10 protein-coding genes are annotated in these 11,057 nt (G+C 32.9%); 4 read left to right on the plus strand and 6 right to left on the minus strand.

Features of this window, described 5'->3' with window-relative positions; genetic code table 11:
• The 3 genes from ACK5ON_RS11585 to tsaB all read left to right on the plus strand — a co-directional run.
• The coding region (locus ACK5ON_RS11585) for a TolC family protein (RefSeq protein WP_409822610.1) at positions 1–1,235 on the plus strand (1,235 nt) is incomplete at its 5' end.
• Positions 1,236–1,242: 7 nt separating this feature from the next.
• Complete coding sequence (locus ACK5ON_RS11590; RefSeq protein WP_409822613.1) at positions 1,243–2,541, plus strand: efflux RND transporter periplasmic adaptor subunit; 1,299 nt, start codon at positions 1,243–1,245, stop codon at positions 2,539–2,541.
• Between the two features lie 94 nt (positions 2,542–2,635).
• Complete coding sequence (gene tsaB / locus ACK5ON_RS11595) at positions 2,636–3,295, plus strand: tRNA (adenosine(37)-N6)-threonylcarbamoyltransferase complex dimerization subunit type 1 TsaB (RefSeq protein WP_409822616.1); 660 nt, start codon at positions 2,636–2,638, stop codon at positions 3,293–3,295.
• A 153-nt stretch (positions 3,296–3,448) separates the two neighbouring features.
• Here the strand turns inward: tsaB and ACK5ON_RS11600 are convergent, their stop codons facing one another.
• The 6 genes from ACK5ON_RS11600 to ACK5ON_RS11625 all read right to left on the minus strand — a co-directional run bounded on the left by ACK5ON_RS11600 (position 3,449) and on the right by ACK5ON_RS11625 (position 9,375).
• Positions 3,449–3,793 (minus strand): energy transducer TonB, encoded by a 345-nt coding sequence (locus ACK5ON_RS11600; protein WP_409822619.1) that lies wholly within the window; start codon positions 3,791–3,793, stop codon positions 3,449–3,451.
• Positions 3,794–3,975: 182 nt separating this feature from the next.
• Entirely contained in the window at positions 3,976–4,533 is a 558-nt protein-coding gene (locus ACK5ON_RS11605) for a hypothetical protein (protein ID WP_409822622.1), read from the minus strand.
• Between the two features lie 213 nt (positions 4,534–4,746).
• Entirely contained in the window at positions 4,747–5,580 is an 834-nt protein-coding gene (locus tag ACK5ON_RS11610; protein ID WP_409822625.1) for a mechanosensitive ion channel family protein, read from the minus strand.
• Positions 5,581–5,646: 66 nt separating this feature from the next.
• Complete coding sequence (locus ACK5ON_RS11615) at positions 5,647–6,189, minus strand: YtxH domain-containing protein (RefSeq protein WP_409822628.1); 543 nt, start codon at positions 6,187–6,189, stop codon at positions 5,647–5,649.
• Positions 6,190–6,234: 45 nt separating this feature from the next.
• On the minus strand, positions 6,235–8,289 hold the full coding sequence (locus ACK5ON_RS11620; RefSeq protein WP_409822631.1) for a thioredoxin domain-containing protein: 2,055 nt from the start codon (positions 8,287–8,289) through the stop codon (positions 6,235–6,237).
• A 189-nt stretch (positions 8,290–8,478) separates the two neighbouring features.
• Positions 8,479–9,375: a NifU family protein gene (locus ACK5ON_RS11625; RefSeq protein WP_409822633.1), complete on the minus strand. Its 897-nt coding sequence runs from the start codon at positions 9,373–9,375 to the stop codon at positions 8,479–8,481.
• Between the two features lie 129 nt (positions 9,376–9,504).
• Here ACK5ON_RS11625 and ACK5ON_RS11630 point away from each other — a divergent pair.
• A partial coding sequence (locus ACK5ON_RS11630; protein WP_409822636.1) for a choice-of-anchor L domain-containing protein occupies positions 9,505–11,057 on the plus strand: 1,553 nt, incomplete at its 3' end.

Below are 11,057 nucleotides of genomic sequence, written 5' to 3' on the forward strand. Positions count from 1 at the left end.
GTATTGTCTATGCGTTAGAAAATAATATTTCAATCAAACAATCCGAATTAGACTTAAAAATTTCTGATATTGAAAAATTAGAGGCAATTGGTAATTTTCTTCCTTCTTTAGCAGGTTCTGCCAATTATAGTATAAATACAGGAGCAAACATTAACCCAGTGACAAATCAATTTGAGAACGAAACGTTTAGATCAGCATCTGCCAATATTAATTCAGGTATAAATATTTATAACGGATTAGTAAATTGGAAAACACTGCAACGTGTTAAAATCAATAAAATTTCTAATGCATACAGATTAGACAAGATGAAAGAAGATATTATGCTTTCTATAGCTAATTCCTATTTGCAAATATTGTTCAACAAAGAACAACTGAAGGTATTAAAAAACCAAAATAAGATTACCAAAGAAAATCTTATTAGAACAAAACAATTAATTGATGCAGGAACTTTACCAGCAGGTGATATTTATGATTTGCAAGCCACTGATGCAGGACAAGAACAGCAAATAATAAATGCCGAAAACACTTTATTAATTTCAAAGCTCGGTTTAGCGCAAACTCTTTTACTAAAGGAATATGACACCTTTGATGTAGAGACAGAAAACATGGATATTCCTTTGACAAATATTCTGGATGAAACTCCTGAAGCTATTGCAATAAAAGCCAAAGATGTTGTAAAAGATGTTAAGATTGCAGCAAACAATCTTGAAATTGCAAAAAAAGATGTTCAAATTACTCGAAGTGCTTATCAGCCAACATTATCAGGATTTATTGGTTATAATACCCGTTTTGCACAAAGCAATCCACAACCAGTAATCGAACAATTGTATACATTTGATGGAACCAATATGGGAATTCAGATTAATGTGCCAGTTTTGAATGGTTTTGCAACAAGATCAAGAGTTCAAAGGAGTAAAATTAATCAAGAGCGTTCAAACTATTTGTTGGAGCAAGCCGAATTGGATTTAGAAAGAACAGTTTATCAAGCATTTAATGATTTATTGAACGCGAAAAAATCCTATGAAGCCGCATTAAAAACAAAAGAAGCCCGAAAATTTGCATTCGATTTTTCAAAAGAAAGATATGAAGTGGGTTTATTGAATTCATTTGATTTTAATCAATCTTCATTATTGTATGAAAATGCACAATCCGATGTATTAAGAACAAAATATGACTATATTTTTAGAATTAAATTATTAGAGTTTTATTTTGGAATCCCAATCGTAAATAAATAATTAAGACATGTCAAAAAAAAGAATTTATATTTTAGTAGGTGTTATTATAGGAATTATAATTTTATTAATTGTACTCTCCAAAAAGGGAATCATTGGCAATAAAGATTTAGGTGTAGAAATTGAAACTGCAGCTGTTGACGAAATTACTATTATTGAAACCGTTTCGGCCACTGGAAAAATTCAACCCGAAATAGAAGTGAAAATATCCTCCGAGGTTTCTGGAGAAATCATCGAACTGCCTGTAAAAGAAGGACAAGTGGTTAAAAAAGGACAATTGTTAGTTAAAATAAACCCCGATTTATACACCTCAGGATACAATAGAACTATTTCAAATTTATCTGTAACAAAAGCAGGTTTGAGCCAAGCCGATGCCACATTTAAAGAAGCTAAAGCAAGTTACGATAGAAGTAAAACTTTGTTTGACAAAGGAATTATCTCAAGATCTGATTGGGACAAAGCCATCGCCGCTTTTGAAGGGGCAAAAGCCAATAAAGAATCGGCCTATTTCAACGTGCAAAGTGCTAATGCTACTGTTAGAGAAGCCAAAGACAACTTAGGAAGAACCACGATTTATGCGCCAGCAGACGGAACTATTTCATCTCTTGGTGTAGAATTGGGAGAAAGAGTTTTAGGAACACAACAAATGACCGGAACAGAGATTTTGCGCGTTGCCAATTTGGATAATATGGAAGTAGAAGTAGATGTAAATGAAAACGATATCGTTAAAATTAGCATTGGAGACATTACCAAAATTCAAGTTGATGCCTATCTTAAAAAAGAGTTTAAGGGTATTGTAACCAGCATTTCTAATTCGGCTAGTACTACAATAACGGCTGACCAAGTAACCAATTTCAAAGTAAAAGTTAGAATTCTAAAAGAGTCGTATCAAGACTTATTAAAAGGGAAACCATCCAGTTATTCTCCTTTTAGACCCGGAATGACTGCAACTGTAGACATTATTACAAATAGAAAAGAGAAAGTTGTTGGGGTACCAATTAGTTCAGTTGTTATCAAATCGGATACTACAGCGACAAAAAAATATGAAGTAAAAGAAGAAAGTGACGATAACAAAATTGTGGCGAAAAGCGATAAAAAATACGAATGTGTTTTTGTAAAAGTGGGCGATAAAGCAAAAATTAGAGTTATCAAAACAGGCATACAAGACGACACGAATATTGAAGTTGTTTCTGGTTTAAAGAAAGGCGATGTTGTCATCATTGGGCCTTATACTACAGTTTCCAAAGATTTAAATTCGGGAGATAAAGTCAGTATTAAAAAAGACTCTGAAAAGGAGAAAGACAAATAAAAAAAATAAAAATTTTACTTCAGTTTCACATATTATAACTGAATTTTTAATTTGCGAATTTGAGATTACTATTCAAAACTACAACTTATTTATCTTGACTTATATCCTAAACATTGAAACAGCAACTAAGAATTGTTCTGTGTCTTTGGCAAAAGATGGTCAAACTATTTTGTGCAAAGAAATTGCAGAACAAGGGTATTCTCATGCCGAAAGATTGCATGTTTTTATAGAAGAAATTCTTAAGAAAACTAAAGTAAAAATTCAAGAACTACATGCTGTTGCAGTAAGCAAAGGTCCAGGGTCTTACACTGGTTTGCGTATTGGTGTTTCTACCGCGAAAGGACTTTGTTACGCACTTGGAATACCATTAATTGCTGTGGATACCTTACAAGTTTTAGCCCATCAAGTTTCGGTTGATAACGGAATAATAGTTCCTATGCTTGATGCCCGAAGAATGGAAGTGTATAGTGCTATTTTTGACAAAAATCATGATAATATAAAAGCTGTACAAGCAGAAGTTCTAACCGAAGACAGTTACTCAGAATTTACCGAAACCCTCTATTTTATTGGTGATTGTCAAGAAAAATGCCAAACGGTTTTAACCCAACCTAATTTCAAATTTATTCCTGAAATTCTATTTCCATCCGCTAGCCAAATGAGCCAATTGAGTTATGAAAAATTCAATCAAAACGACTTTGAAGATGTGGCTTACTTTGAACCCTTTTATTTGAAAGATTTTTTAATGATTAAGTAATTTGAACGTTTAGTACAGTTTTCAGGATTTTACGTTTTGCCTTCATGCAGTTGCTAACTTCGTAACCGTTTATTTACTATAAGATAATAATTCTTGCGAAACGTTAACTTACCAAAAATCCGCAATTGTGAGAACCACCCATGTTACATGCCGTTACTCTGAGCTTTGAAGAATTAGTGGGAAGTTATACTTAGTTCTAACAGTTGAGCCATTCTTCTTTCCAGGATTCCATTTAGGTGACATTTTCAAAACTCTGATACATTCTTCACCACTTCCATAACCAGGGTCTTGAATTATTTCAATTTCAGATATGACTCCATCTTTTTCAATTACAAATTCAGATATAACTTTGCCTTTAAAATTTGACACTTCTGGAACATGATAATTTTTAGCCATAAATTTCATAAATTTTTCTATGCCACCTGGGAAATCTGGTTTTACGTCTACGTCAACAGCATTATAAATTGAATCTTTGGCATGTTCTTGGCAATATGACAAAATTGAAAAGTTTATAAATAAAATACTTAAAATAATTTTCATAATATATAATTTAGATGTTTTTGGTTTTCGTTAATGTTATATAACATTCCGCTTTTAGTTTGAATTACTAAATAATGCTTAATTTAACTTAAAAGGAAACATGAGAATTTACAACAAAATCCGCAATCTTGCCAAGTCTGTTAGCGGTTGTTTTTTTCTTTCAGCATTTGATTAATTTTTGGACTCCAGTAATCAATTAATTCTTCAACACTTTTATCGTTTTCATTCAGCATTTGATTTTTTACAGAATAATATTCAAAGGTAACACTATCTTTTATTCTTTTAAGATGCTCAAATGATTTTTGATTTCCGTTTTCATAATAACCTTTTCTTTCAATTTCAGTATTACACTTTCTCGCATAAACTTCGGTTAGATTGAAAGCAATTTGTTGAAGCTTGAGCAACTGTGGATAATTAAATTTTGTGGTGTCTTTAACCCATGATTCATTTCTATCAAAAAATGCTATTACTTTTGGCTTATTAAATGGTGTGGAGTAAAGATAAAAACCATGATAAAAAACTAAATTCAAATCAGAATTTTTATTCGGTTCAGCTTGAAAATCTTCAAAGTTTGTTTTTCGGTTTTCATTCCAAATAATACAATTATTTAAACTTATGTATCTAAATACATCAAAATGAATTAAGTATAAAAATATTGCTACAGCCAAAACAATTATAATTATTTTTATTTTCTTCATAAGATTTCATGGTTAATGCGATTTAAATAAAATAACCGCTATCACAAAAATTCACCCATTTTTCAAATACAACCAATTATATTCGTTTGTAAGTATTTATAAACGAAAATATAATGAAAACATTTTCTATAGTTTTGAAAATATAACAACCTTTGGAATAAGAGAAAGAAAATCAAATCTTAATTCAGCATTAATCCATAGATTTCTAATAACTTATTCCTTCGAAGCTTCTTTTACAAAAGGTTGTACCGCAATTCCAGCTGTATCAAAAGCGTCTTTACATCCTTCTAAAACATCGGATGTCATTTCTATAAAATCTTCATTTTTTGACCAAGGGCGAATGGCTAATTGTATAGCAGAATCGGTTAATAAATTTACAACAACAGTTGGTGCAGGATTTTTCAAAACTTTGGGATGATTTTCTAAAACGTGCATTACAATTTCTTTCGCTTTTTTTATGTTGGTATCATACGAAATATTGAAAAGTAAATTCGCTCTTCTGTTTTTTCCTAACGAATAGTTAGTAATGACACCATTAGATAAAATGCCATTGGGCACAAAAATAGTTTGATTGTTTCCTGTGATTAATTTGGTAACAAAAATTTGAATTTCGCCCACCGTTCCTATAACATTTTGCGCTTCTATAGTATCGCCAACTCGGAATGGTTTGAACAAAATAATCAACATGCCACCTGCAAAATTGGAGAGTGAACCTTGTAAAGATAACCCAACGGCTAATCCAGCTGCACCAAGAATAGCAACAAAAGAAGATGTTTCTATTCCGAGTTTTGAAATAAACGTAACAAAAAGTAAAATTCGCAATGCCCAAAGCAAACTGTCTGCTAAAAACTTTGACAATGTTGGGTCTAATTCGCGCTTTACCATAATCCTCCGAACCAACCGGTTTAGTATTCTAATTATATATAGTCCTACGAATAGCACTATGAAAGCTGAAATCAATTTAGGAGAATAATCAATTAAAAGTTTGATAAATTGATCAACATAATCGGCAAACGAATGAATATAGTGTAGTTCTTTTTTTTCCATACTAATATAAAAAAATCCCGACTCTCGAGGCATCGGGACGGGATATAAAAATAGTAATTTTATAAATTAATCTGCATTTTCGTCAGCAGGTTTGACTGTATCTTCTGCTTTTGTTCTTATTTCATCAGCATCTTCTGAAGTATCGTTTGTAAATGAATTTACTTTTTCTTTAACTGTTTCTAACGTTTCATGAGCAAAAGTTTCTGCTTTTTCAATGCTTGGAGTAGCGACGTCTTTTACTTTTTCCATCGTTTCTGCTGCACAAGGTTCTGCTTTTTCAATGATTGGAGTAGCGACTTCTTTTACTTTTTCCAGCGTTTCTTCTGCAAAAGTTTCTGCTTTTTCAATGATTGGCGTGGCAACTTCCTTAGCTTTTTCATAATTTTCATGAGCAAAAGTTTCTACTTTTTCAATTATTGGTGTAGCAACTTCTTTTACTTTTTCCAACTTTTCTTCTGCAAAAGTTTCTGCTTTTTCAATTATTGGTGTAGCAACTTCCTTAGCTTTTTCATAATTTTCTTGGACTAAATGTTCTACTGTGTCAGCCACTTCGGCTACTTTTTCTTTGGATGAACCAAATAAATTTTTAAAAAAATCTCCAAATCCCATAACTGTGTTTTTATTGGTTAATAATAACAATATTACAATATTTTTCTAAGATGGAATAGCAATTCTATCCATAATTTCATTAAAATTAGTGGTTGGAATGTCACAAGTCTTGTTTTGGCACAAGTAAAATAAGGTTTCTTTTTCTAAAAAACGATTTTCCAAAAAAGGAAGTTTAGTTGATTTTGTTGACCCAGCGATGATAATATTGGGCAAGTATTTTTGATTTAACTTTTCTAAATAGTGCAAGGCATTTTCGCTGCAAATTGCCAATTCTTTTTGCTGCTCCGAAAAATGCAATAGCACATTCAGCCAATTAGAATAAGCCGAAGGATAATCAATAGTTGGTAGTATGTTTTGTACCATTTGCTGGCAAATAGTTTCGTAATAACTGTTGTTGAAATAAATGCTTAGCTTAAATAAATTTTCGGCCATCACCGAATTTGCAGCCGGAATTACATTGTCTTCCACTTCAAAATGAGGCGTTATTAATTTTGAATCTTTTTTGGAAGTAAACGAAAAAAATTGAGCTTTTTCGTCATAAAAAAAGTCAAAACAATAATCAGTTAATTGCTTGGCGTTTTGCAACCATTTTTCGTCCAAAGTTACTTCGTATAAAGTGATAAATGCTTGAATGACGTGAGCATAATCTTCTAAATATCCATTGATTGTGGCTTTAGCTACGCTCTGTTCGGCTCCGCCTCGAGTTCCATTTTTATACGTTCGGAATAAATTTCCCTCAGAATTCCAAACATTTTTGCAGATGAATTGTGCGTTTTGCAATCCTATTTCTAAATAGTTGCTATTGCCAAGTGCTTTGTATGCCTCCACAAATCCTTTGAGCATCATGGCATTCCACGACGTTAAACATTTGTCGTCCAATCTTGGTTTGCTGCGTTTTTCTCTTGCGGTGTACAATAAATTTTCCCAAGATTTTTTCTTTTGTTCCAAAGTTGCTATAGCCATATTGTTCTGTTTTGCAATGGCTTCTAAAGATTGATTTTGGATTAAAACATAATTGTCATGTTCCCAAAAGCCAAATTCGTTAACATTGAAAACGAGTGAAAATAATTCTAAATCTTCCTGAAGTATGGCTTGTAATTCAGGTTTTGTCCAAACGTAAAATGCGCCTTCTTCGAGATGGTTATCTGAATTTAAACTATCAGCGTCGAGAGCGGAATAAAAGCTTCCTTGGCTGGTTAGCCATTCTTTTTCGATAAAAGTCAGTGTTTTTTCAATGACTTCTTTGTAGTGTTTGTTGCTGGTTAATTTGTAGGCATTAGCATAAAGTGAAACGAGTTGGCCATTGTCATAGAGCATTTTTTCAAAATGTGGCACATGCCATTTCATATCCACAGAATAGCGAGAAAATCCACCGTCAATAGTGTCAAACAATCCGCCGTAAGCCATTTTGGTTAGGGTTAAATCAACAAATTCTAGGATGTTTTTGTTATTGGTTTGATAGCCATAACGCAAAAGGAATTCATAATTGGTGGGCATCATAAATTTTGGAGCACGAGCCATACCACCAAATTCCCAATCAAAACTTTTTTGCCATTTTTCGATTAATTTTTCTAAGATTTCAAAATCAAAAGAACTTTCAGAATCGTTAATTGGTACAATGCTCAAAGATTGTAATCCTTCGTGAAGTTTTTGGGCATAATCCAAAATCGTTTCAGGATTTTGGGAGTAAATTTCTTGAAGCTTTTCAAGAGAATTTATCCAATCGTTTTTACGGAAATAGGTGCCACCCCAAATAGGTTTTCCATCGGGCAATGCTACAACATTCATTGGCCAACCGCCTTGACCAGTCATTACTTGCACAGCTTTCATATAAACGGCATCAATATCGGGACGTTCCTCGCGGTCGATTTTGATGTTTATAAAATGAGCGTTCATAACATTCGCCACTTCTTCGTTTTCAAAACTTTCGTGCTCCATAACGTGGCACCAATGGCAAGCAGAATACCCAATACTGATTAGAATAAGTTTGTTTTCTTTTTTGGCTATGGTCAAAGAGTTTTCATTCCATGCTTTCCAATGCACGGGATTGTTAGCGTGTTGGAGTAAATAAGGACTAGTTTCTAGATGGAGTTCGTTCATGGCAGTTGGTTTAGCCCAGATAGAAGTGGAAATCCTTTTTTATTGCTTTGTAAAAAGTCCTTCGACTGCGCTTAGGATGACAAAGCAATAAAAAAGATTGCAACGTATAGCTGGAAATAGCTTCAAAATTAATTTAAAAAAGCGTCCAGTTTTAGACGCTTAAAGTTACTTTTTTATTTTGAATAATTGCTATCCGTTTATTGCTTCTACAATAATATCTTTATCGTTTAACATGTCTTTCAGCATGTTTTCTATACCGCTTTTCAAAGTGAAAGTGGAAGAAGGACAACCGTTACAAGCGCCTTGAAGCACTACTTTTACTCTTTTTTCGGTTTCGTTATAGGAATCGAAAAGGATATTACCACCATCGGCCGCAACAGCTGGTTTGACATATTCTTCAAGAATATTGATGATTTGCTGTGAGGTTGTATCAAGATTGTCAAAGTGTTTGATTTCTTGTTTTTTTTGTTTGGCATCATTTTCAATTAGCGATTCGTCTGTAACTGTTCCTCCGTTTTCGATGAATTGTTTGATGAAAGTTCGTAATTCCAAAGTTACTTCATCCCAAGAAATGCTGTCATATTTGGTTACAGAAATATAGTTCTCGGCAATAAAAATTTCTTTCACAAAATGAAATTTAAATAATTCTTGAGCTAATGGAGAGGATTTTGCTTGGTCACTATTTTTGAATTCTACAGCAATTTTTGTCAAAGCTTTATTCACTACAAATTTTAATGAAGCTGGATTTGGTGTGGTTTCGCCATAAACCGTTATGGGTTGTTTTTTGTTTACATTCTCATCTTGCAAAACAATGATGCCGCCATTATTGACAAAACTTTCAATTTGATCAGCAACTGCCTCTTGAACATCTGACCATTCAACAATACTGAAACGTTCAATGGCAATAAAATTGCCAGAAATATAAACGGTTTTCACAAAAGGAAGGTAAAAAAGTTGTTGGGCTAACGGAGAATTTTTGGCTTCATCGATATTTTTATATTCAAAATTTTGATTTTGAGTTATAAAATCTTGAAATTCAAATTTTAAAATGGTAGGGTTTTGAGTTTCTTTTATAGTTATTTTCATCGGGAATGAATATTTTTTTGCAAATTTAACAAAGTTATTTTCCTTGATTACTTATATTTGGACAATTAAACAATTAATTAACATTTGAGTGTTTTTGAATTTCAAAATCACTTTCCTAAATTTTAATCAATGAAACGAATTATATTAGTTTTTGTTTTTGTTTTTAATGTGTTAAATTCTTTTTCACAGCCTATTACAGTTAACAATACCACCTATACAGTCCCACAATTGGTTCAAAATGTTTTATTTGCTTCACCTACAGGTGGCGGGAGTAGTTGTATTGGAACAATTACAAACATCACTTGGAGTACTGGTTCCAATTTTGGTTCAGAAAATGGGATTGGCTATTTTACGAATGCGAATCCTAATTTTCCATTAACCAATGGTGTGATTTTATCAACAGGAAATGCTTTGAGCGCACCCGGACCAAATACTACAACACTTAGTCAAGGAATTGGTGCTTGGCTTGGCGATACAGAATTGTTTAATTACATCAGCGGTTTAGGAATAGATCCTACATTGACAGACTATAATAATGCGACAATTTTAGAATTTGATTTTACGCCATTGACCAATCAAATGAGTTTTGACTTTCTTTTTGCATCAGAGGAATATGGCACTTTTCAATGTGAATATTCTGATTCATTTGCATTTTTCTTAACCAATGTTACTGCTGGGACTCCCGCTACAAATTTGGCTTTGATACCCAGTACAACTACTCCAATATCAGTTGTAACTATTAGAGATAGCGCTAATAACGGGAGTTGTGCATCTGCAAATCCTACCTATTTTGGCAACTTCAACGGAGGAGCGAATGCTGCTACTTCTGCAACCAATTTTAATGGAGAAACTGTATTAATGACGGCCTCTTCTGCTGTAATTCCCAATAATGTTTATCATATAAAGTTAGTAATTGCAGACAGAAATGATAACTCATATGATTCGGCTGTTTTCCTTGGTGGTGGTAGTTTTAATATTGGTTCTGCTGAAATTGCTGGTACAGGAGAGTTTAATGGGATTGATGATTTTGCTGGTACTAACGCAATTTGTGGAAACAAAACCATTATAGCACAAGCAGGTTCTGTTGCAGTTGTGGGCGCTACTTACTCTTGGACTTTTAATGGTAATCCTATAGCAGGCGCTAATGCCTACAATTATTCTATTACTCAACAAGGAAATTATTGTGTAACGATAACTTTTCCAGGAGGATGCCAGCAAACTGATTGTATGGTTGTAGATTATATAACTCCTGTCGCCATTGGCACTCCAAATGATTTAACTGAATGTGCAGCACCATTTAATTTAACCGATAATTCTTCTGTTATTTTAAATGGAACATCTAATCCTATTTCTTTTTACCATTCTTTGGCAGATGCACAACAATTAGCATCACCTATATTAAATCCTACTAATTATAATGGTACAGATGGTGAAACTATATTTGTAGCTGTTGAAAATAATAATAATGATTGTATTGTAACTACTCAGTTTGCTTTGCAAATAGACCCAACGCTGTGTAATCCTAATCCTAATCCTAATCCACCCCCCAATTTAACATTGTGTGAGAGTATTTTAGGTAGTGGTTCGGCGACTTTTAATTTTACGCCACAAACAGCTATAGTATTAGGTGCTAATAATCCAGCCAATTATACTATTAGTTATCATTTAACTCAAGCAGCTGC

Origin of the sequence: Flavobacterium sp., assembly GCF_046317795.1 — a bacterium.
In the GTDB taxonomy this organism is placed as follows: Bacteria; Bacteroidota; Bacteroidia; order Flavobacteriales; family Flavobacteriaceae; genus Flavobacterium.